The sequence below is a fragment of the Bifidobacterium pongonis genome, assembly GCF_019331805.1.
In the GTDB taxonomy this organism is placed as follows: domain Bacteria; phylum Actinomycetota; class Actinomycetes; order Actinomycetales; family Bifidobacteriaceae; genus Bifidobacterium; species Bifidobacterium pongonis.
In genome coordinates, this window is the sequence record NZ_JAHBBE010000012.1 from 39,386 (window position 1) to 61,669 (window position 22,284).

Genomic DNA, 22,284 nt, shown 5'->3' on the forward strand with positions numbered 1-22,284 from the left:
ATCAACGGCCCTCGCTCTCCAGTGCGAACAGTTGCTGGGCATGCTCCTGAATGCTCATCACCTGGTAGTCGTTACGCTTGACCGCGTCGATGGCGAGCAGCACGGCGTTGAACTCGGTGATGGTGGTGAACTGCGGCAGGTCGGCCGCGATGGCGGCGGCTCGGATCGAGTAGCCGTCGGAGCGGGAACCGCGCGAGTTCGGGGTGTTGAGGATCATGTCGATCTCGCCCTCTTCGATGAGCTGAACCACGTTCTTGCCCACGGAGCCTTCGGCATGCTTGACCACGACCGGAGCATCCGGGTCGGAGTCGATGCGGCCGGAGATCTTATCCACGATCTTCGATTCGATGCCGTAGCGGCGCAGCACGGAAGCGGTGCCTTCGGTGGCCCAGATCTTGAATCCGAGCTCTTCCAGACGCACGGCCATCAGCGGCAGCTGACGCTTGTCGGTATCGTTCACGGAAATGAACACGTTGCCTTCGGTGGGCAGACCGCCATCGTATGCGGCGAGCTGGCTCTTGGCGAACGCGTGCGGAACGTCACGGTCGAAGCCCATGACCTCGCCGGTGGAGCGCATTTCCGGTCCGAGCAGGATGTCGACGGTCTTGCCGACCGGGGTGCGGAAGCGCTTGAACGGCAGCACGGATTCCTTGACCGCGATCTGCTGGCCGCGGTGGAATTCGCCGCCGTCGCCCTTCGGCAGCAGCAGACCGTTGGCACGCTGCTGGGCGATGGTTTCGCCGGCCATGATGCGTGCGGCGGCCTTGGCCAGGGCCACGCCGGTGGCCTTGGAGGCGAACGGCACGGTACGGGAGGCACGCGGGTTGGCTTCGATCACGTACAGGGTGTTGGCCATGAACGCGTACTGCACGTTGATCAGGCCCTGCACGTTGCAGCCCTTGGCGATGGCGTAGGTGCCTTCGCGCAGGCGGCGGATCTGATCTTCGGACAGGGTGTTCGGCGGCAGGGTGCAGGCGGCGTCGCCGGAATGCACGCCGGCCTCCTCGATGTGTTCCATGATGCCGCCGATGTACAGTTCCTCGCCGTCGAACAGCGCGTCGACGTCGACTTCGATGGCGTCCTGCAGGAACTTGTCGATGAGCAGCGGGCTGGGAAGACGGCCGGACACGACGGTATCGGCCTGGGCTTCGGCGAGCGCGCGCTCCACGTACTTCTCAAGCTGAGCGTTGTCGTACACGATTTCCATGCCACGACCGCCGAGCACGTAGCTCGGGCGCACCAGCACCGGGTAGCCGATGGAGTGCGCGGCCTCCTGGGCCTCCTCAAGGCTCAGGGCGGTGCCGTAACGCGGCGCATTCATCTTGGCCTTCTTCAGCACTTCGCCGAAGAGCTCACGGTTCTCGGCCAAGTCGATGGCCTCCGGGGTGGTACCCAGGATCGGCACGCCGGCGGCCTTCAGACGCGCGGCGAGCGACAGCGGGGTCTGGCCGCCGAGCTGCACGATGACGCCCTTGACCGGACCCATCTTCTTTTCGGCCTCGTAGATCTCCAGCACGTCCTCGAAGGTGAGCGGCTCGAAGTACAGGCGGTCGGAGATGTCGTAATCGGTGGACACGGTCTCCGGGTTGCAGTTGACCATGATCGTGTCGTAATCCTTGCCGAGCTCCTGCACCGCGTGCACGCAGGTGTAGTCGAACTCGATGCCCTGGCCGATACGGTTCGGGCCGGAACCGAGGATGATCACGGCTTCGCGTTCGCGCGGCTTGACTTCCGTCTCGTCGGCGTAGCAGGAATAGTAGTACGGCGTGGCCGCGTCGAATTCGGCGGCGCAGGTGTCGACGGTCTTGTAGACCGGGCGCAGGCCGTAGGTCCAACGCAGCTCGCGGACGGTGTTCTCACCTTCGTCGCCCAAGTGGCGCAGGTGCGCGATCTGCAGATCGGACAGACCGGCGAGCTTGGCCTTCTTCAGCAGCTTCGGGGTGAGCGCTTCGGCGTCACGCACCTTGAGCGCGGTCTCGTTGATGAGCATGAACTGCTGCAGGAACCACGGGTCGATCTTGGTGGCGGCGTACAGCTGCTCCATGGTCGCACCGCCCCAGATGGCGCGCATGAGCTGCAGGTAACGGTTTTCGGTCGGCACCTTGATGGCGGCGAGCAGATCGTTCACCTCGTCGGCGGTCGGCTTTTCGCCGTCCCAGTTGAAGCCCATGTGGCGCTTGTCGATGGAGCGCATGGCCTTGCCGAGGGATTCCTGGAAGTTGCCGGCGAGCGCCATGGCCTCGCCCACGGACTTCATGGAGGTGGTCAGCGTGGGGTCGGCGCCCGGGAACTTCTCGAACGCGAAACGCGGCACCTTGGTGACCACGTAGTCGATGGTCGGTTCGAAGGAGGCCGGGGTGGACTGGGTGATGTCGTTCTGGATCTCGTCCAGCGTGTAGCCGAGGGCCAGCTTGGTGGCGATCTTGGCGATCGGGAAGCCGGTGGCCTTGGATGCCAAGGCGGAGGAACGGGACACACGCGGGTTCATCTCGATGACGATGATGCGCCCGGTCTTCGGGTGGATGGCGAACTGGATGTTGCAGCCGCCGGTGTCGACGCCCACGCCGCGGATGATGGCGATGCCGATGTCACGCAGCTTCTGGTATTCGCGATCGGTCAGGGTGAAGCACGGGGCCACGGTGATGGAGTCGCCGGTGTGCACGCCGACCGGGTCGACGTTTTCGATCGGGCAGACGACCACGACGTTGTCGTTGCGGTCGCGCATGAGTTCGAGCTCGAACTCCTTCCAGCCTTCGATGCCTTCCTCGATCAGCACTTCGTCGGTCGGCGAGTAGTGGATGCCGGCGCCGGCGATGCGGTGCAGCTCTTCCTCGTCGTGCGCGATACCGGAGCCGAGGCCGCCCATGGTGAAGCTCGGGCGGACCACCAGCGGGTAGCCGAATTCCTCGGCGATCTTGTCGACTTCGGCCAGGGAGTGCGCGATTTCGGATCTTGCGGATTCCGCGCCGGCCTTTTCGACGACCTTCTTGAACAGTTCACGGTCTTCGCCGCGGTCGATGGCGTCGAGGGAGGCGCCGATCAGTTCGACGTTGTACTTCTTGAGCACGCCTGCCTCGCCGAGTGCCATGGCGGCGTTCAGCGCGGTCTGGCCGCCCAGGGTGGGCAGCAGCGCGTCCGGACGTTCCTTGGCGATGATGCGTTCGAGGATCGGGGTTGCGATCGGCTCGATGTAGGTGGCGTCGGCCATCTCCGGGTCGGTCATGATGGTGGCCGGGTTGGAGTTGACCAGGATGACGCGGATGCCTTCCTCACGAAGGACGCGGCAAGCCTGGGTACCTGAATAATCGAACTCCGCCGCCTGACCGATCACGATCGGGCCGGAACCGATTACCATCACGGATTTGATGTCGGTGCGCTTCGGCATGTCACTTACCTTCCTTGGAATTCTTCATCAGTTCAACGAAACGATCAAACAGGTATGCCGCATCGTGCGGACCGGCGGCGGCTTCGGGGTGGTACTGCACGGAGAACGCGGGGATGTCCACGCACTGCAGGCCTTCGACCACGTTATCGTTCAGATCGATGTGGGAGACGAACACCTTGCCGTACTTGCCGTTTTCGAACGGGGCGTCGACGGTTTCGCCGATCGGGGCGTCGACCGCGAAGCCGTGGTTGTGCGCGGTGATCTCGATCTTGCCGGTGGTCATGTCCTTCACCGGCTGGTTGACGCCACGGTGGCCGAACTTCAGCTTGTAGGTGCCGAAGCCGAGCGCACGGCCGAGCAGCTGGTTGCCGAAGCAGATGCCGAAGAACGGGTAGCCCGCGTCGAGTACCTTGCGCAGCAGTTCGACTTCGGGACCGGCCTGTTCCGGATCGCCCGGGCCGTTGGAGAAGAACACGCCGTCGGGGTTCAGCTCCTGCAGCTGTTCGAAGGTGATGCTGGAGGGCACGACGTGCACGCGGCAACCGCGTTCCGCCATGCGGTGCGGGGTCATGGCCTTGATGCCCAGGTCGACGGCGGCCACGGTGTACAGCGGCTCCTTGCCTTCGAATTCGCCGCACGGCTCGATGGTGTAGGCCTGCTTGGTGCTGACTTCCTCGTACAGGCTCAGGCCCTGCATCTGCGCGGTGGCCTTCACTTCGTCGAGGAACTCGGCCAGATCGCGCACATCGCCCTTATCGTCCAGCAGCGCATCGCCGGAGAACACGCCGGCGCGCATCACACCGGCGGAACGCAGGTGACGCACGAGCTTACGGGTGTCGATGCCGCTGATGCCCACGATGTTCTGACGCTTCAGATCATCGTCGAGGCTTCCCCCGGCACGCCAGTTGCTCACGTTCGGGCTGGGATCGCGGACCACGTAGCCGGCGACCCAGATACGCTCGGATTCCGGGTCTTCGCTGTTGACACCGGTATCGCCGATATGCGGGAAGGTCTGCACCACAATCTGACGGTCGTAACTCGGATCGGTAAGGGTTTCCTGATAGCCGGTCATACCGGTGGAGAATACGATCTCGCCGGTCGTCCTGCCCTCGGCCCCATAAGGCTCACCTACATATACCTGACCATCTTCCAGAACGAGAATGGCCTCATTCTGGTCACAGATTGGTTTGTCGCTCACCGCGCAACCCCCTTATTCTCATCCGGGTTATTCATGCCAAGCGTAACGTTCAGCGCAGACTCACACGCCGACCGACGGGCATCGTGCCGAAGCTCGTGCCATTCCTTCGCATCGCTCCATGTACTGTGGGCCATGGAACGCACCCTGTGTACAACACATCTCAAAAGAACGCCCCCCGTGAAATACGGGAGGCGTTCAAAAAAATATCAATCCAACGGCTTCTCGTGAGCCGCGCATACGGCGGACAACAGTCCGTGAATGAAAGCAGGCGATTCGTCATCGCACAACGTCTTCGCCAGGCCGAGGGCCTCGTCAATAGCCACCTTGTCGGGAACATCATCGTTATACATGATCTCCCAAGCGGCGATACGAAGAATATTGCGGTCGACGACGCCCATACGACTGGTCTTCCAACCAGTGGAGCACTCGTTCAGCTTCGCGTCGATGTCACGACGGTGCTCGGCGACGCCACGCACGATGTCGATGGCGTAATCGGGCAACGGCGTCTGAGCACCGGGAACGGCGATGCGCTCCTCAAGGAGGGACAGGATGTCCTGCCCCTTCTCGTCCGCCTCATACAACGTATTCAGAGCTCTCTTGCGAGCAGTGGAACGTGCCATACAGCCGTCAGTCCTTCGACTCAGTTCTCGCGGCCGAGGTAGGAGCCGTCGGTGGTGTTGACCTTGACGCGCTCACCCTCGTTGATGAACAGCGGAACCTGGATTTCGGCGCCGGTCTCAACGGTGGCGGGCTTGGTGCCGGCGTTGGAGCGGTTGCCCTGCAGGCCCGGCTCGGTGTGGGTGACGGTCAGCACGACGGAGGCCGGCAGTTCGACGGACAGCGGGGTGCCGTCGTGGAAGGACACGATGCAGTCGGTGCCTTCGAGCAGGAACTTGCTCTCGACGAGGGTCTTCGGAACCATGATCTGATCGTAGGTGGTCATGTCCATGAAGACGTAGTTGTCACCGTCCTCGTAGGAGTACTGGAGGGTGCGGTTGTCGACGGTCTCGAATTCCATCTTCATGCCGGCGTTGAAGGTCTTATCGACGATCTTGCCGCTCAGCACGTTCTTGATGGTGGTGCGCACGAAGGCGGGGCCCTTGCCCGGCTTGACGTGCTGGAACTTCAGGACGGTCCACAGCTGGCCGTCAAGGTTCAGAACGGAACCGTTCTTGATGTCATTGGTAGTCTGTGCCACGTTTACTCACCTATACTGTTGGTCTTCAAGGGCAAAACCCTAAAAATTGCCTTGGCTATTATGCCACCACCCCTAGAACACCGTGTGACGCGGCGTTTATGGCTTGCTGGAGGCGGCGTTTCCGCCGCCCTCCGCAGCGTTTCCCCTAGGCCAGGTATCGCCAGGGTTTGCAGATTCCCCTAGGCCATCCCTTTCCCGAAATCAGACAAAAACCGCCCCATTCCCGTCCGATTCCGGTTGAGCCCCCACACACACACACAATCCCCCACGCCCCACAAGCACCCCATTCCCGAAGCATCCCTCTTACCGGAATCAGACAAAAGCCACCCCATTTTGTCCGATTTCGGATGAGACTTCCCCACAATCCCCTCCCGAAACAACAACCCCAATATTCGACAAACCAAACGCAGTCGCCCAACACACCCCCGTACCGTACAAAATTCCCAGAAAATATTCAGGAAAAACCACATACATTTTCAGTGCGATTCCACGTAAACCATGGAGTCGCGTACCACCCTATTATCGGAAGCGACGACCGACGGCCCGCAACCGCAGCAACGGCCCGTAACCGCGCCCCAGCAACAGCGCCCCAGCAACCGCGCCCCAGCAACAGCCGCGGCCCAACAGCCAACAGTCGTTCGCCCGCGCAGGCCACAAGCCAACACAACCCACAACCCAACACAACCCAACACAACCCAAAACCCAACACAACCCAAAACACCCACAACGCCAAGCAGCCGGCGGCGTCAGCAACGCCAACGCCCGGGCCACGCCGAGCACCCATGTGAAAGCCAAACCATGAGATCCCTGAAACCGCACATTCCACAAGGCGTCATCGCCAGAAAGAAGATCATCAAGCCGGTGGCCATCATCGCCGCCGCCGCAGTCGTAGTCGCACTGACACCCCTCGCCGGCAGCAAAATCAGCTCCGCGATCGAACGCAACCGCCTCGAACGGCTCAGCGCCAAAATCACCAACATCTACACCAGCGACTACCAGCAGACCGCCGACACCAAACTCGCCGAACAGCGCGAGAAGTCGTCCGCCACGCTCGACAAGCCCTTCACCAAGGTCAACCCCTACGGCACGAACACCACCTCGCTGTACGTGTACTTCACCACCGATCAGGCCACCAACGTCTCCTACACCATCCACGTGGAGGGCTACCCGGACTTCTCCGCCACCGCCAACCAGGGCGAGGACTACTCCACCACGCATGAATTCGTAGCGCTCGGCCTCATTCCGAAGAAAACCAATACCATCACGTTCACGCTCGCCGACTCCGACGGCAACACCGTGGCGACCAAGCAGATCAAGCAGAAGGGTCCGGCACTGCTCGGCGAGGAGGAGATCCAGCTCGAACAGAAGAAGCAGCCCACATCGGCCGCCAAACAGAGCGTTGGCAACGGGCTGTACGCAATCCTCGGCAACGATTCCGACGATCAGGACTTCATGTACTACTACGACGTGAACGGCGTGCTGCGTGGCGAAATACCCGTGAAGTACTACCGTTCGCACCGTCTGGTGTTCGACGATGACGGGCTGATGTGGTTCTCCGTGTCCACGCACACCATGGTCGGCATGAACCGGCTCGGCAAGCTGGAGAAGATCTTCGATCTGGATGAACGGTTCATCCTCCACCATGATTACGCGCTCGACTCGGACGGCAACCTCGTGCTGCTCGCCACCGACCTGAAGCGTTCCGATCACGCGGTGCAGGATCAGGTGGTCAAGCTCGACACCACCACCGGCAAAACCACGCATCTGCTCGACTTGGGCACGATGTTCGCCGATTACAAGGCGAAGACCACGCATTCGGGCATCGACGAATCCGACACGTCGGCCTCCGACCGCTGGGATTGGATCCACTGCAACACCATCCAGCTGCTGGACGACGGTTCGGCCATTCTTTCGGCGCGCGAAACCTCCACGATCATCAAGGTCGCCGACATCGAGGGCACGCCGACGCTTGAGTACATGATCGGCGAGCCGAGCGTGTGGGACGATACGCAGTACCAGTCGTCGTTCCTCACCAAGGACGGCGATTTCCGCGACACCGGCGGCCAGCATTCCGTGACGTACAGCACGGATGATTCGCTGGAGGACGGCAGCTACTATCTCACGCTGTTCGACAACAGCTTCGGCTATGCGATGACCCGCCCGGATTACGACTGGAGCAAGATCGGCCTGAGCACCGCGCAAAGCGCCAAGGACGAGAATTCACGCTCCCAGCTGCGCAAGTATCTGGTGAATGAGAAGACCGGCACCTACACCGAGGTGAACTCCTTCGACGTGCCTTACTCCCCTTACGTCAGCTCCGTGCAGGAGATCGACGATGATCTGAATCTTGTGGATTCCGGTATGCAGGGACTGTTCGGCGTGTACGATTCCGATGGCACGTTGCAGGCGCAGTATTCGATGAAGCTGGCCACGACATACATCTACCGCGTGTACCTGTACGATTTCCAAGGCTTCTACTTCGCGTAGGCGGTTGGGTGCGCGGCTCGGGCGACGTAGACAAACGCGGGCGCAAGGGCGCCATTCCGATTGTTGGGGATGGCGCCCTTGCTCGACGAAACCGATGCACGGATTTACAGATACCGTCCTCACCGCCTTGCGAAGCGACATGACCGTACAACGAATAGCGTCACATGGTAAGGTGCACACATGGTGACTAAAGGCTATTCAAAGCGGCGTGGAAAAACAGCGAGATATACCGCATTGGCCGGACTGTTGGGCGCGCTCATGCTGCTCACGGCTTGCGGCGGTCAGTCGGCGACCGATTCGTCCGGCAGTTCCGCCGCCGATACAGGCTCTTCTTCCTCCGGCTCTTCTTCCTCTTCCTCGCAAATGGCGAACCCCTATACCAGCTACGAGACCCTCGCCGAAGCGGCCAAGGCTGCTGGGTTCGGCCTGAATGTTCCCGGCTCCATCGGAGATTACGGCCATCTTGCTTACCAAGTGATGAACGCGGGCCAGGGCGACGCCATGATCCAAATAACATATACCGCTTCATCGGATGCCAGCGGAAGTTCCTACACGATTCGTAAGGCCGCCGGCAACGACGACATATCCGGCGACTACAACGAGTACGCTCAAACGCGCAGTCTTTCCCTCGGCAAAGCCAGCACCAAAGTAACGGTGAAGGGCGATGCGGATGGTGCCGTCAAACTTGCGACATGGGTCAAGGACGGCTACGCGTATTCGCTTGGAGCGTATGACGGCACGTCCCTATCGGAGGAGGAATTCGCCACCGTTTTCGAACAGATCTCCTAGCGTTGGCGGCGACGCACGCTAAGCGTTGCCCGGCTTTACCGGTAAACGGCCCAAAGATCCCGTCTTTGGGCCGCTGCCTTGCGCACTAGCATGGACTTGTTCCCACAAGGGGAATGACAAATGAAAAAGCCGCCATTTCTGGCGGCTTTCAACCAGTGGAGCCGAGGGGGAAGCAGTCGAACCCGACACTTCCCCCTTTAGCAAAAGGGGATTCGTCGGTCCAATACTCATCCAGCGAGAACCAGTCACGCCATGTGATTTCCTGCTTGTCGTCCTCAGAGAACCACATGCTCACGACGAGCTTGTCGTCGTACAGATAGACCTTGTCCACGAAATACTCGAAGACTTGGTCTCGAATCTCCGGGTCGTTCACGTCGGCGTGCAGGAACTTGTCGAAGTACGCCTGGATGCTGTGCCTGTCCTCGCACAGCGACACGCGGACGTTTTCCGTCCCTATGGCATCGTCCAGGGCGCTCTTCTGCTCCTCGAGCTGCGCGAGACGTTCCGTCACCGTGTCGCTGACCACGCCCTTCTCGATGACCTTCACGAGGTTCGCGAGGCTCTTCTCCACTTCCCTGCGCTTCGCCTCCAGCGCCTCGAGATATGCGGTGTCGTCGTGGCTCTTCTCGTAATACTCCGCCGCATCCAGGGCGAGCGCCGTCACGTTCTCCTCGTCGTCGACGATGTTGTGCAGGGCGAACAGCACCATGTCCTCCAAGTCCCGCTTGCGGGCCTTGTGCAGGTGGCACTCCTTCCTGCGCTGGGCGGAGCAGTAGTAGTAGTAATACGTCCGCCCGGTCTTGCTCGTACCTGACACGCCCTGCATGGTGCTCCCGCACTCACCGCAATAGAGCTTGCCCGTGAGCCAATAGCGCGGGGCGTCGCTGCCGTCCATGCCGTGCGCCCGCTGGGAACCCTTGCGCTTGTTCTCGGCGAACCGCCTTTGCGCCCTATCGAAAGTCGCCTCGTCGACAAGGACGGGCATTCCGCCGGCGACCGTGATGTCGCCGTGGTGGTACTCGCCGATGTAGGCGCGGTTCTTGAGCATCTTATTCAGCATGTTCACGCTGAACTTCGCGTTCCTCGGCGTGCGCAGGCCCTGCGCGTTCATCTCCTCGGCAATGGCCTTCAGCGGCTTGCCCGACGCGTATTCCTTAAACGCCCACTGCACGAACGGCGCCGTGTTCGGGTCCGGGACGTACTTCTTCGTGGACCTGTCCACGTCGTAGCCGAACAGCTTGTGGCCGTTGTACAGGGCGTGCTGCGCGTTGTAGTCCATGCCGCGCTGGATGTTCTGCGACAGCTGGCGGCTGTAATACTCCGCCATGGCCTCCATCAGCCCCTCGATGAGGACGCCTTCGGGTCCCTCCGTCGGGATGTGCTCGGCCAGCAGGTGAATCTCGCATCCCGCGTCGCGGATTTTCTTCTTCGCCATCGCCAGGACGTATTTGTCGCGTCCCAGACGGTCGGTCTTCCACATGATGAGGGTATGGGGACGGATTTTTGCGACTTCCGACAGCATCTGCTGGAACCCCGGTCGTGCGTCCGTGGTGCCGGATATTGCCGCGTCCTCATACTCCTGCACGATTTTGAAGCCGTGCGCGTCCGCCCATTCGTGGGCAAGCTCGCGCTGCTGGTCGATGCTCGCGTCGTTCTGCGAGTGGGACGAGAAGCGATAGTACGCTATCGCAAGGTTGTTGTCGTTCGGCGCGAATTTCTTCTTGCGTGCCATAGGTTTACCACCCCCTGTAATTTTTGCTTATAGGTTTTCACGTTAGTTCCTCCTGTATGATGAATTGCGTAAATACGCATTTAATTATAAAGCCCGCCGCCCATAAGGACGACGGGCTTCTCGCTTCCGTTATCGGTTGCCCTTCGCTCTGTTATGCGTCTTGCAGAGCATCTGACAGTTCGCCTCATCCGTCGCTCCGCCTCGGCTCCATGCAGTCACATGGTCGGCGTCCATCTCGGTCTCCTTGTAAATGCGTTTAGCATTTGCATCGTGTCCGAGGGCGCAAAGCGGGCAGTTCGACGTATCGTTCGCCTTAGCGTCCGCCGTCTGCTTGCGATAGACAGACTTAATCGTCTTCTTATCGAACACGCGGATGTTCAACAGGCGCTCGTCCTTCTCGCCACCGAGAATGTACTCGAAGATTCCCTTCTTGTCGGTCACTTGCGAGTCATCCAGCAGGGCCTCGACGCGCTCTGCGACCTTATCCTTCGAGTATGCGTTCTTGTGGTACTCGCGGTATAGACGGCCCCAATCAAGCCCGCACATCTCGCTTCCGGTGTACTCGAACACCTTATCGACCCAGTCGATGACCGTGTCGAAATGACGCTTCAGCTCGTCGATGTTCGTGTCGTTGCGGTGGGAGGCCATGTACTCGTCAATCTCGCCCTCGCTCACCCAATCGAGCGCGGTCTCGAGAATCGCCTGACGCTTCGGGTCTCCCTTCACGTACGTCTGCCAGCGATTCATGTTCGAATTTCCCGTATTCGAGAACACCTCACGCGCCATCGTCACGAACGGGCCGTGATACGCCGCGTTGCGCAACTCCTGCTTCACCAACGGAACACCAGCAATGTTGATAGTCTCGAACCACGCTTGAATCTCCGACGGTTCGCCCTCGCAGACGTAAATCGTCAAAGGCGCGTCAATAATGAGCTTCTGCTGGTCGGCGTCCAGGCTGTCGAAATAGCGCGGCTTGCCGTTCAGCTCGACGGCGAACGGCCACGACTTGTTCACGTAGCGGGCAAATGACGTAATGCGCTGCTGCCCATCCAGAACCTCGTACATCCCGTCGGCGTTCTTCACGAAGTAAATCAGGCCAAGCGGATAGCCCTTCAACAAGGACTCGACAACGGCCACATCGCGCTTGCCGTCTCCGTAGATATAGTTGCGCTGATACTCGGGCTGGATGATGAGCTGTCCGTCGAGGCCGAACAACCCCTTTCCCTCGTTGCGGTCGAACACGAAGCCCTTACAGACATCGCCGACCGTCCAATCAGTATGTAAAGTTGTCTTCATCAATTGTTGCCTCCTTTCCGGCATATAAGAACACGGCGATAAGTTTCCTTTCCGTTGATTGTTCCATTCATAGAGCCAGTGGCACGACTCTTAACACTCGACGGAAAGAAATAATCTATTGGTTCAATTTGTGTCTGACCGTGATTCTGGCGTAGGTAATCTTCCCATTTATCTTGCCTTCTGCGTTTTTTATCATCCCCGCTATCGCTGTCGAACAAGGATACGAAAGTACGGTTGAACTCTCTCTCTCTCGTGAAGACTAAGTCTTTGCCATCTTCACCCTTGCGAAAAGCGACAATTTCAAACTGCTCGGGATTGTATTTGTCCAAAAACGTAATCGGCACACCCATCACGCCGTCATAATCAGACGGAATGGCTTCCACAAACGGTACCTCGATGGCATCGTAATTGTCATAATGCGGATATTCCAGCTTGCCGTAGTCCTTCTCGAGTTTCTTACGAAGCCTTTTGTTGAACTTCAAATTGTGTTCCATCGTATCAAGCAGCAACGGCTCGTGACGTTTGTTATGGTCTATGTTCGTGAACCAGCAAGCGGACGCCAAACGTCCCATGACCACGCCACCGATAATCTTGTACGCAGAACCCTCCTTTTTGTGCTCAACTAGCCATTGCTTGCGCTCGTCTGGCACATCGAAATACATGTCCTGATTGAGCGACTTGTAACCAAGCCAGATTTCATTGTTCTTCAGGTGAGGGAACACCTCTTTGTAGGTGATAGCGTTCATGTTTCCGAGAATCACAAATTGCTTGCCAGCCTCCAGAATCCACGCAAGGAACTCGCGAAACAACGAGAACGGCGGGTTCGTGATAATGATGTCCGCCTCATCGCGCAACGCCCTTACCTCGGCGGAGCGAAAATCACCGTCACCTTTGAGGTATCCCGAAAACTCGATGTCGTCGGCATCGACCCGTCCGGAACCGTCCTTGTCCTTCGCCAGGGTGAACAGCTTGCCGTGCGTATCATGCTTGTCGGCGTCAAACAGTGGCGACTCCTGCTCGAACAACGTGAGCTGCTGACTACCCGCGCTCTTCGCATACGATGTGCTAATCAGCTTCTTCAGCCCGAAGCGCTCGAAGTTCGCCGCGAAGTATTTCGTGAAGTTCGACCACTCCGGGTCATCGCAAGGCAACAGAACCGTCTTGTCCCTGAACACATCAGGATTGAACTCCACATAGGCGTTCATCTCGGCTTCAATGTCACTGTACTGCGTGTAAAACTCATCGTTCTTGGCATCCCTCGCTGAATGCAATGCTGTATTTTCGGCCATTTACTCGCTCACCTCCTCAAGATGCTCCTGAACCCACTCGTGGATGATTGCAGCAATCGTCGTCTCGCGCTCAGCAGCCATCATCTTGAGTGCCTTCTTGTCGCTCACGGTGAGCGACAGCGAGAGCGTCGTGCGCTTCTCGTCCGCCGTCGTATCGGCGACGACGGCCTTCTCTATCTTCTTCTGCTCGGCCTCGCGGTCGGCAGCGTATTTCTCGAACATATTCGCCATGGCTCGACCTCCTTTAATTATTTACATATTTGTACAATTATACATCATTGAGACGCATTTGTCCAGATGGATAGCACCTCTGACCTGCGGTTATTCCTTCGGGAACCCCGCAGCCTCGCGCACCGTGTCTACCAGCTCGCGCGTCGCTCTCGCCGCCTTGCCGCGTCGGTCGAACTCGACCACGGACTTGCCGGCGGCTCCCGCCTGGACGAACGCCTCGGACTGGGGCAGCGTGGCCACCGTCTGGTCGCCCGCAAGACCGCCGAACCACTCCATGAAGTCGCGGGACGCCTTGAAGCGGTTCCACCCGTTCATCACGTAGACAATCTTCGCGCGGCCGTTCTTGAACACCGCCTTGCGCATGCGCATCAGCGGCTCGATGTCCCTCGACGTGGTTCTGGTCGGGATGACCACCACGTCCGCCTCCCTCAGCCAGTCCGACAGCGCCTCCTGCAAGGCCCCCGGCGTGTCCACCACGGCGACCTGCGCGCCGTCCGCCTCATGCGTCTCGTGCAGCGTGCCGCCCTGCGTGTCCAAGTCGTAGAAGCTCACGGGGATGCCGGAGCGCTCGAAGGAGAAGGCAATCTCGTCGGCGACCAGGGACTTGCCAACGCCGCCCTTCTGATTGCATACCAGAATCGTCTTCATATCCTCACCTCGCTATATATTTAATCAATTACGTATTTCCATATTTAATTATATGAGCCGACAAGTACATGTTCAACTGCCACTTTCGGGGCTTTATCGGGTCTTCATCTGGGCTTTTGCCGGTCTCAAAACGGGCTTCACGCCCTCGCTTCGCTCCGTCCGTTCCGCCGCGTTTTCCGAATCCGGCTCATAAACGAGCGGACGACGAAAACCCCGATTTTCCGCCCCTTGCGCGTACGCCCATCAACAGCCCTTCTGAAGGTCTCATCAAAGCCCGCGAGCGGGTACTTGAGAAAGGGAGCAGCTTGACGCTGCTCCCTCATCGTTTCGGCTACTCGTCGAACTGCGTGTCCTTGTCCGCCGACCTCGGCGTCCTCACGGGCGCACGCTGCTCGGCCTCCTTGACACGGCGCTGCATGCGCTCGTGCTTCAGACGCCTCTCGCGCTCGTCCTCGTCGGACAGTGCCTTCTCCGCCGCCTTGAGGCGCTTCTCGGCATCCCACATGCTCTTGCGGGACTCGTACACGCGCCTCTCCGCCTCCTCGCGCTGGCGGCGCCGTTCCTCCGCGAGAAACTGCTGAATCATCATGCGCAGCATCATGGCGGTCATGTCGGCCATCATGCGGGACACGGGGTCACGGGCGTTGCACCCCGCCTTGGCGAACACGTGCATGCCGGCCAGAAGCCCCGGACACGGGCGTTGCAGGGTGTCGCGCGCCTCCTTGGAGGCATGGAACTCGCGCCTTGCGGCGTCCACGTCCTCGCGCAGCCTCGCCAGCTGCTCGTCCGGGTGGTTCCGCGCCTCGACAATCTGCTGATAGCGCTCGTCCATGAAGGGCTTGCCCTCCTCGCGTGAGCGGTGGATATGCGCCTTCTGAAGGTCGGACGCCATCTCCGACACGTACGCCCGGTCGAGGTCGTACACGTCGAGAGCGAAATCCTTAGATGGCCGCTCCTCCGGTTCTGCCGTCTCGGGCACGTCGGGAAGGACCTCCGGTGCCGGGGCGTCCTGCTGCTGTGCCTCAAGCTCGCGCTGCTTCGCCTCGAAGTACGCCTCGATGCCCTCGCGGGTCAGGTCGTCGGCGAGGTTGGAGGCACGGCGCTTGCGGGTGCGGCGCTTCGGTCCCCACTCGTCCACGGCCTTGTAGGACCATCCCGTCGTGACCTCGCCGGTCTTCCTGTCGGTCTTCGTGGTCTCCTTCAGCGTCACGCCGCTCAGCCCAAGTTTGCGCCTGAACTCGTCCAGCGTGCTGGAGCGGTCGCGGGCACCCGCCACCCTGTCGCCGAGCCTTCTGTCGAAGGAATCCGGCTGGAACGTCTCGCGCTTCTGCTCCCAGAGGGACATCTCCTTGTCCGCCCCGAGCACCGAGAAACCATTCTCACGGCTCAGCTCATCATTGACCGCCTTCACACGCGGAGCATAGAGGCTCGTGTCCCCCTTGTTGATGACCTGACCGGTACGGGCGTCGTGGTTCGCAATGGTCGCGTGCGCATGCACGCAGCCTCCCTCGCCGTCCACGTGCATGGTGACCCAGCACATGGAGTCGGGGGCAAGCTCGTGGCACAGCGTGTACGCGTATTCCATGCCACGCTGGATGTCGTCGGCCTTGCTTGGGTCAAGCTCGTCGGTCGCCCATGAGATGCGCAGCTCGTAGCCCTCGTTGACCGCGTTCGGGTGGCGATGCTTCTGCCCCTCGCAGTAGACAATGAAATCCCCTCTTGAGGCGGCGTCACCCATCTGCGCGGCGATGCGGTCCGTGCCGTTTTCCAGATGAGCGCGTCTGCGCTTTCCCTCGCCGAACTCGGTGTACGACATACGCCCGCGCACGTTCGGAAGCGACTGCACATGCGTCGTTGACATCAGACATCACCTCCCATCTCCACGTACGCCTGCAAATCCGCACGCAGTCCATCGACTTGCGCCCGGAGCTTGTCCACCGAATCGCGGAACTCGCGGAACGCTTCCGCCTCGTCCTTCGTCCTCATTTCCTCACGCGTCGCGTCGAGTATTCCCATGCCGCTCAAGCGCCGGTTGCGCGCGCGGGCAATCTGATTCATGTTGACGCCGATGCGGTTCAGCTCGACACGGACACGGTCCAGGGCCGGGACGTCCAGAACCACCTCGCGGCTGGGCGGCGCGTACCGACTCGCGTACAGCTCACCGCGAAGAAAATTGGAACGCGAGCACGTCCCACGCTGCTCGTCCAGCAGGGAAAGCTCTGCGTCGCTCATACGCACCTGAACCACCTTGTCACGGCGGTCTTTCACGTACTTCTGGCGCGTCGCCTTCCCGCTTCTTTTTTCATACGTTTCCGCCATGCGGAACACCTCCTTTGCTGCTATCCGAAACGCCCGCCTGCGGCGGACAATCCGAAATGCCGTTTTCGGCTAATCTCACAACGTCTCTGCGCAAAGGGGAAAAGAGCAAGCATTGACTTCGTACGTACAAATTGCGATTCTCGCAATTTGCCCTACTCCGTCAGCTTGCGAGGGGGCGGCTGCGCCGCCCCCTTCGAACCCCCGCCTTTTGTCCACCGAGCATCGTCCGTCCATGTCGGACACGGGAACGACTTCCCCTGTCCGACATGGAACCCGAATCCCTCGGTGGAACCCGGCACGGCTACCCTTGGTAGGCCGCACCGGAAAAACCGCCGTGCGCTTCCGACGACTCTCCAGCTTCTGCGGTAGGAACATGACCGGAATCCGCAGCGCCAGCGGCGCGCGCATCCGGCGTTCCGTGTCCGGTGCCCGGCTTCAGTCCCTTGACGAAGTCAAGGACCTCTTCCGCCGAACCCATGTCCTTCACTTCAGGGAAAACCGTCACGAGCGCGTCGGCGTAAGCCTTCGTCCTCGCGGCCTGCGCCTCGCGGCGCAGCTTCTTCGCCTGAGCCTCTAACGCACGTGCCTTCTCGGCCACATCATCAAAACTCTTCGTTGCCATAATTTATTCCTCCTTGTTAGTGAAATAGCTACTGCTCCACAGCCGAAGTCGGCTGTGCGTCTGCGAACATTTGGGAACCATCAACAGAACCATCGAGAGTGAAATTGTCCGGGTAACTTATATGAATTACACCGCCCGTAAACACAGCCCAGTCATCCATATTCTCGTCGGATTGATAGGGATGACCGTTTTGTGCATCAATGAAATTGGTATCCTCAGTAACCGGATAACTCGCGATGTCTCCATACGTAATCACGGACGCAACTTGTGCAGTCAAATCGGCCAGTTCGCTCTCGCTCAGATTGAAAGTCGCTGCATTCGAGCAGAACGTGTCGTAGCTGAGACCATGCGCCTCAAGAACAGTACGAAGCTCGTTATCGCGAATAGTCCATTGACTACTACCGGCATCAACAACAGCCATGCCAACACCGCCACGCTTGTCAAAATAATCAGGTACGGTGTTGTACTTGTTTGTCTTATCGGGAGCGTTCGCATCGTACGCACCGCAAGTGATGCTCAAAATTCCATAGTGTGCATCCGACTTTATAGCAATGAAATACTCACCGCTGACAAACACGTCGGAACGCTTAAAGTCAATCGTGCCAGCCTCATGAGAGGTTGCCACATAATGCGCATTCCCAGTGCGTTGCGCATCTGCCGCATCGTGCACCGCCGTGGTGAAGTTCATTGCATCACCAAGCAAATCAGTACCAATGCCGAGAAGTTTAGTCCCAAGAAGCGCAAGCGCGACAAAAATCACCGCCACACCGGCAATCTTGCGCACAACATCAATCGCATCAATGTTTCGCTTCGGCTTATCCTTCTTAGGCGGTACAGCACCCGAGGGCGGCGACGGAACAGCGGAAAGTTGCTCCGTCACATAGTCGTTGTACGCCCGCTGCTCTTCGGGCGTGAGCGTCCCGTGCTTCGCCTTCAGGCGAAATCGAGCCAGCTCATCAGGCGTCAAATCGCTCATGATTTACTCCTCCTTAATCGTCGTCTTCTGTATCCGTCGCAAGACCAAGCTGCTCCCTCACCGCCGCGTAACCGGCACCGAGGTCTGCGGGAGTCGTGCCGTGGGCGGTGCAGTAATCGAGGACGACCGTGCGGAAAATCCCGCGACGCCTGCCCAAGAAGGGGACCCATCCGCCCGCGCCGCCAAAACCAGCATCGTGCTTGCTGTAGGCCCTCAAGCCGGGGCACCACTTCTCGCAGCTCGTCTTGAGGACGGACCCGCTCGCGTCCTTGCTCTGCGTCCATTCGCCGTCGGAGCACGCAAGCTCGACGATTCGGGCCGTGAACGCCTTGCGGCTCATCTGCATCCGCATGCCCTTGTGCTCCGCGTCCAGCCATTCGTCGTAGCGCATGGACAGGTAATCATTCGGCACGAAGTCGGCCTGAATCGAATCCTTGACGTCCTCCCAGAACTCAGCCACCGTGTCGTTGCCGAGAACCCACTCGTGCTTCAGCTGCGCGGCCTCCTCAGGCTCGGGCAGCTCGTAATACCGGTCCCACTTCACCAGCGCCTGATAGGCCAGGTATTCGCAGAACTCGGGGGACACGACCCACTCGGAACGGATGGTCTTGTCGTCGGCCTTGCCGACGAACTGCCCCGCGAACGGGACGTAGATGTTGCGGGCCAGCCAAGCATCCCCCTTGTCGCGGGTCTTCGGGATGTCGTTGGCGGCGCAGACAATCAGCGCGTGGGGCGTGTAGTCGAACATGCCCTTGTTCTTGCGCTCCACGCCTATCGCATCATGCGAGATGATTGACTTCAGGCGCGAGTTGTCCTTCAGGTACGCGCCCGAATCGGAGTCCTCGCACGTGATGAGGGAGACCCCCACGATGTTCGACACGCCGAACCGCCCGCCATCCCCGCCGCCGGCAAGCAGCGCGAGGCTTGAGGTCATGCACCCGTCGTAGCCGACGAGTGACTTGAGGCAGTCGAGGAAGGTGCTCTTCCCGTTGTGACCCGTGGTGTTGTGGAAGGTCACCATGACGCGCCAGTTGTGATAGCTGCGCAGGGACGCCCCCGCCACCTTGACGAGCAGGTCGCGCCCGCCGTCGTAGGGGACGTAGGAGTCCAGCAGCTGCCAGAAGTCAATCTTCGAGCCGTCAGGCATCGTGTGCTCGGGGACGGGCGGCTCCTTGTCGGGGAGGCGCGTGGCGCTCTTCCTGAGCGCAACGACCTCGGGGGAGAACTCGCGCAGGACGCGCTCCTCGTAATCCCAGATTCCGTTGGCCATGAAGACCAGAGACGGGTTGTCGCACTCGCACACGCGGTTCTCCCGACGCGATGCCATGTCGTGCAGCTTCTGGACGAAGTTCTTCTTCCAGTTGCCGTTCACGGCGCCCACGACCTCCTGACACCACAGGTCAATCTGCCCGTCGCCAATCTCGCGGTAAATTCCCTCGTCGGGGTCGTACATAGCGAACACGCCCTCCGAGGTCGGCTTGTCCACGGTCTCCTTGACGCAGACCATGCGGATGACCTCCTGCGCGAACACCAGCTCGGCGGCCTGCACGGGGTCGATGCTCTTGAGCCTCGGCCAGCGAAAGCCCCTGCCGTAAATCTTGCTCGCCTCCGGATTAGATGGCGGCTCGGACAGGTTGACCCACGCCACGAGGGCGTTCGTCACCTTGACCACGACGTCCGAGAGAGCGGACAGGCCATCGCCCGCGCAGTCGCGCAGCACATAGCTCACCACATCACTGAGCGCCTTGTGATAGTTCTCCCCGCCGTACAGGTAGTCAGGGTTGTACGCCTCGCCCTGATTCCCCTCGTCATACGCACGCCCCCTCTTCATCTCATCCTTTGTCTGCGGGTCTGATACTTGAAAAATGGGCGGTAATGAGCTAAAATATTTATAGTTAGACGGAGCGGTTCCCTTTGCTGTGGCGGCGGGGGAGCTGCTCTTTTCTTTATCAGCCATAAACTCACCTCCCCTCAGTTCTTCGGCTCAACCAGCATGTAATGCTCGGAAATCCACGCCTCGATGTCCTCCCGCTTGTAAAACACCGAGCGGTTGAACTTGTAGAATCGCGGACCCGTGTCCGTAGCTCGCCACTTGCGAAGCGTCGCCGGGCTGATGCCGAGCATGTCCGCCACCTCGGCCGTGCTCAGGAAATTCTTTTGATGAACCTGTTTCTCTTCCATTCGCTACCTCCCACATCCAATCTCGAACGCAAACAAAAAAAGCTCCTGCGGAAACCAAGACGGACGAAAGGCATAAAAGCCTCGTCTATCTCGATTTCCACAGGAGCTTTGCTCGTCTTTGTTTCACCTGTGACGCTCGGCGACATCGCCTCGCGCTCGGCCCTTATTCCCGATGGCAACCCCGCATCTAAGACGGGACGGGTGCTGGACCTATAATTCTCGTACGTTAATCATACAACAGAAACGACAAGAACGCAAGAGTAATATCTACGTTTCCGCAGGCCAGATGCCCATCCCGAGCGTTTTCCACTCATAAACGAATAGAAAAAGCTCGAAAAAGCAACCCGCCGCACCACCCGGAAAACAACGACTGCGACAAGAGGTACACGTGAGGGCTGACCACATGTGTGACCACATCAAAATGGCATCTGGTCAGCTCTTGAAATGAAAATCCCCTCTTTTATCAATGGATTTTTTTCGTTCTGACCACATGACCAGATGACCAGATAAAATCCGACAAACTTTATTTATCTATACGTATTACGTAGTCCTTTTCAATTTTTAAAAATAAGTCCTAAATTATGTGGTCATCTGGTCAGGAATTGCAAAAAGCCTGATGGCACCGAGGGATTCGGCTGACCAGATAGTGACCACATCATTTTTTCTTCTGGTCATGTGGTCAGCATGTGGTCAGGCAAAACGCTCATAAACGAGGGAACGGGTGATTCTTCTGTCCTAAGCAGGTGCGCATTTCGGACGCTTCGCGTCCTCAATGCAGGCTAGTTACGCCTCGGGCTGCGCCCTCGGCTTGCCTCATCGCATATTGGGTACGCAGAAAAGCATGGAAACCATCCAATACGGTTTCGCATGCCTCATGCGTACCTCTCGAAGGCAACGGAGGCGCGAAGCGCCGTAGTTGCCGGCCAGACGGAGGGGCGCACAGCATGCCAAGCCCATGCCGCACCCCTTCTGTACGTCCACCCACATCCGACTGCCGCCCGCAGGGCGGCCACCCTTGCATCGAGCGGATGCGAGATGCACATGGGCGCTCAAACGTCCTCAGACCGCTTCAGAGCCGTTTTAAGGCATGAAAAAAGCCCGAGGGGTACACGAGTACCCCAACGGGCTAAAAGCGTCTTAAAACGCCTTAGAACGCGAAATACGGCGTTTCGTGGCAACGAAAACGGAAAGGGGACGCCATCAGGCGTCCCCCAACCTATACACAAGCGCAAACTCATTCTTGTAAAAGAAGAGTTCGACGCTTCCTCTTCTGGTGGAGCTGCGGGGAATTGAACCCCGGTCCGATGACCGTACCCTCAGTCTTCTACGTGCGTAGTCCGCTGGCCAAGATGGCGATTTTTCTGCCCCCAACTCTGTCGCAGACAACCGTTGGCGAGCATATCCACAGTTAAAGTCCCCTACCGGCCCTGCGGCTCAACTGGTAGAGCAAGTCTTCTTAACGACGCCCAACATCCTCCCGAAGACGAGGAGGAGTGGACGGAGCGGCTGCTCACTGGTTAATCCTGGCGCGAAGCTCAGGCAGCGAGAGCGAACTCAGTGCGGTTAGATTTAGCACTTATTCTTTTGCAGGGGACATCCGCGAGCGGACCCTGCGTTCTCGGCACGCTTCCCTGCGACGAACAGGTCACCGTCGAAACCGATCAGCCCCAATCTTGAATTATCAAGCTCCGGCTTTCTGCCGGACTTTTCAGAATACACCGTGACGGCGATACACGCAATCCGCCGTGAGCGAAAGGCCTGGCTGCCGCTTCGGCGGCGACTCCAGCAGCAGTGGGCTACGACGGAGATAACGTCCGAAATCTTGCGCACTTTCGGATTCCGGCCCTGACGCAGGAGGGCATGGCCCGCGTCCTGTGTACGATTTTCATTCGCCAAAACAAAAAACCGCGATTGGAAGCCAGGAGACGGAACC

Annotated in this window: 17 protein-coding genes and 1 other RNA gene; 2 read left to right on the forward strand and 16 right to left on the reverse strand. The window is 59.3% G+C overall.

The genetic code is table 11. The features are described 5' to 3' along the window. Window position 1: 1 nt before the first annotated feature. The 4 genes from carB to efp form a co-directional block, all read right to left on the reverse strand. The gene (carB, locus tag KIH75_RS04370) at window positions 2–3,385 is read right to left on the reverse strand and encodes a carbamoyl-phosphate synthase large subunit (protein ID WP_219055566.1); all 3,384 of its coding nucleotides are present in this window, start codon (window positions 3,383–3,385) and stop codon (window positions 2–4) included. A gap of 1 nt (window position 3,386) precedes the next feature. Next, on the reverse strand, window positions 3,387–4,583 hold the full coding sequence (gene carA, locus KIH75_RS04375) for a glutamine-hydrolyzing carbamoyl-phosphate synthase small subunit (RefSeq protein WP_420829172.1): 1,197 nt from the start codon (window positions 4,581–4,583) through the stop codon (window positions 3,387–3,389). Between the two features lie 206 nt (window positions 4,584–4,789). After that, a complete protein-coding gene (gene nusB, locus KIH75_RS04380; protein WP_033521905.1) occupies window positions 4,790–5,203 on the reverse strand; it encodes a transcription antitermination factor NusB in 414 nt (137 codons plus the stop codon). A gap of 20 nt (window positions 5,204–5,223) precedes the next feature. After that, window positions 5,224–5,781, reverse strand: coding sequence for an elongation factor P (efp, locus tag KIH75_RS04385; protein WP_033521907.1), 558 nt, complete (start codon window positions 5,779–5,781; stop codon window positions 5,224–5,226). 798 nt (window positions 5,782–6,579) lie between these two features. Here efp and KIH75_RS04390 point away from each other — a divergent pair. Next, the gene (locus tag KIH75_RS04390) at window positions 6,580–8,268 is read left to right on the forward strand and encodes an aryl-sulfate sulfotransferase (RefSeq protein WP_219055567.1); all 1,689 of its coding nucleotides are present in this window, start codon (window positions 6,580–6,582) and stop codon (window positions 8,266–8,268) included. A 234-nt stretch (window positions 8,269–8,502) separates the two neighbouring features. Next, window positions 8,503–9,057, forward strand: a complete 555-nt coding sequence (locus tag KIH75_RS04395; protein ID WP_219055568.1) for a hypothetical protein — start codon at window positions 8,503–8,505, stop codon at window positions 9,055–9,057. A 148-nt stretch (window positions 9,058–9,205) separates the two neighbouring features. On the opposite strand, the gene KIH75_RS04400 is transcribed toward KIH75_RS04395, so the two are convergent. The 12 genes from KIH75_RS04400 to ssrA form a co-directional block, all read right to left on the reverse strand. Then, window positions 9,206–10,789: a recombinase family protein gene (locus tag KIH75_RS04400; protein WP_236028039.1), complete on the reverse strand. Its 1,584-nt coding sequence runs from the start codon at window positions 10,787–10,789 to the stop codon at window positions 9,206–9,208. A 129-nt stretch (window positions 10,790–10,918) separates the two neighbouring features. Then, window positions 10,919–12,085, reverse strand: a complete 1,167-nt coding sequence (locus KIH75_RS04405) for an HNH endonuclease family protein (protein WP_236028047.1) — start codon at window positions 12,083–12,085, stop codon at window positions 10,919–10,921. Continuing rightward, entirely contained in the window at window positions 12,085–13,374 is a 1,290-nt protein-coding gene (locus KIH75_RS04410) for an adenine-specific methyltransferase EcoRI family protein (RefSeq protein WP_219055570.1), read from the reverse strand. The genes KIH75_RS04405 and KIH75_RS04410 overlap by 1 nt, the downstream gene beginning before the upstream one ends. After that, a complete protein-coding gene (locus KIH75_RS04415) occupies window positions 13,375–13,605 on the reverse strand; it encodes a hypothetical protein (RefSeq protein ID WP_219055571.1) in 231 nt (76 codons plus the stop codon). It abuts the gene before it with no gap. A 90-nt stretch (window positions 13,606–13,695) separates the two neighbouring features. Next, window positions 13,696–14,253: a ParA family protein gene (locus KIH75_RS04420; protein ID WP_219055572.1), complete on the reverse strand. Its 558-nt coding sequence runs from the start codon at window positions 14,251–14,253 to the stop codon at window positions 13,696–13,698. Window positions 14,254–14,584: 331 nt separating this feature from the next. Further along, a complete protein-coding gene (locus tag KIH75_RS04425; RefSeq protein WP_219055573.1) occupies window positions 14,585–16,114 on the reverse strand; it encodes a relaxase family protein in 1,530 nt (509 codons plus the stop codon). Next, on the reverse strand, window positions 16,114–16,572 hold the full coding sequence (mobC, locus tag KIH75_RS04430; protein ID WP_219055574.1) for a plasmid mobilization relaxosome protein MobC: 459 nt from the start codon (window positions 16,570–16,572) through the stop codon (window positions 16,114–16,116). The genes KIH75_RS04425 and mobC overlap by 1 nt, the downstream gene beginning before the upstream one ends. A gap of 301 nt (window positions 16,573–16,873) precedes the next feature. Then, complete coding sequence (locus tag KIH75_RS04435) at window positions 16,874–17,194, reverse strand: hypothetical protein (RefSeq protein WP_219055575.1); 321 nt, start codon at window positions 17,192–17,194, stop codon at window positions 16,874–16,876. 28 nt (window positions 17,195–17,222) lie between these two features. After that, window positions 17,223–18,170: a hypothetical protein gene (locus tag KIH75_RS04440; RefSeq protein WP_219055576.1), complete on the reverse strand. Its 948-nt coding sequence runs from the start codon at window positions 18,168–18,170 to the stop codon at window positions 17,223–17,225. 13 nt (window positions 18,171–18,183) lie between these two features. Further along, complete coding sequence (locus tag KIH75_RS04445) at window positions 18,184–20,001, reverse strand: phage/plasmid primase, P4 family (RefSeq protein WP_219055577.1); 1,818 nt, start codon at window positions 19,999–20,001, stop codon at window positions 18,184–18,186. Window positions 20,002–20,141: 140 nt separating this feature from the next. Then, on the reverse strand, window positions 20,142–20,351 hold the full coding sequence (locus KIH75_RS04450; RefSeq protein ID WP_219055578.1) for a helix-turn-helix transcriptional regulator: 210 nt from the start codon (window positions 20,349–20,351) through the stop codon (window positions 20,142–20,144). 1,271 nt (window positions 20,352–21,622) lie between these two features. Continuing rightward, window positions 21,623–22,020: a transfer-messenger RNA gene (gene ssrA, locus KIH75_RS04455) on the reverse strand. Window positions 22,021–22,284: the final 264 nt, after the last annotated feature.

Excerpts from the sequence above, each read along its gene's own strand:
- carB (WP_219055566.1), bottom strand. The coding sequence starts at position 3,385 with ATGCCGAAGCGCACCGACATCAAATCCGTGATGGTAATCGGTTCCGGC.
- nusB (WP_033521905.1), bottom strand. The coding sequence starts at position 5,203 with ATGGCACGTTCCACTGCTCGCAAGAGAGCTCTGAATACGTTGTATGAG.
- KIH75_RS04390 (WP_219055567.1), top strand. The coding sequence starts at position 6,580 with ATGAGATCCCTGAAACCGCACATTCCACAAGGCGTCATCGCCAGAAAG.
- KIH75_RS04400 (WP_236028039.1), bottom strand. The coding sequence starts at position 10,789 with ATGGCACGCAAGAAGAAATTCGCGCCGAACGACAACAACCTTGCGATA.
- KIH75_RS04405 (WP_236028047.1), bottom strand. The coding sequence starts at position 12,085 with ATGAAGACAACTTTACATACTGATTGGACGGTCGGCGATGTCTGTAAG.
- KIH75_RS04410 (WP_219055570.1), bottom strand. The coding sequence starts at position 13,374 with ATGGCCGAAAATACAGCATTGCATTCAGCGAGGGATGCCAAGAACGAT.
- KIH75_RS04415 (WP_219055571.1), bottom strand. The coding sequence starts at position 13,605 with ATGGCGAATATGTTCGAGAAATACGCTGCCGACCGCGAGGCCGAGCAG.
- KIH75_RS04420 (WP_219055572.1), bottom strand. The coding sequence starts at position 14,253 with ATGAAGACGATTCTGGTATGCAATCAGAAGGGCGGCGTTGGCAAGTCC.
- KIH75_RS04425 (WP_219055573.1), bottom strand. The coding sequence starts at position 16,114 with ATGTCAACGACGCATGTGCAGTCGCTTCCGAACGTGCGCGGGCGTATG.
- mobC (WP_219055574.1), bottom strand. The coding sequence starts at position 16,572 with ATGGCGGAAACGTATGAAAAAAGAAGCGGGAAGGCGACGCGCCAGAAG.
- KIH75_RS04435 (WP_219055575.1), bottom strand. The coding sequence starts at position 17,194 with ATGGCAACGAAGAGTTTTGATGATGTGGCCGAGAAGGCACGTGCGTTA.
- KIH75_RS04440 (WP_219055576.1), bottom strand. The coding sequence starts at position 18,170 with ATGAGCGATTTGACGCCTGATGAGCTGGCTCGATTTCGCCTGAAGGCG.
- KIH75_RS04445 (WP_219055577.1), bottom strand. The coding sequence starts at position 20,001 with ATGAAGAGGGGGCGTGCGTATGACGAGGGGAATCAGGGCGAGGCGTAC.
- KIH75_RS04450 (WP_219055578.1), bottom strand. The coding sequence starts at position 20,351 with ATGGAAGAGAAACAGGTTCATCAAAAGAATTTCCTGAGCACGGCCGAG.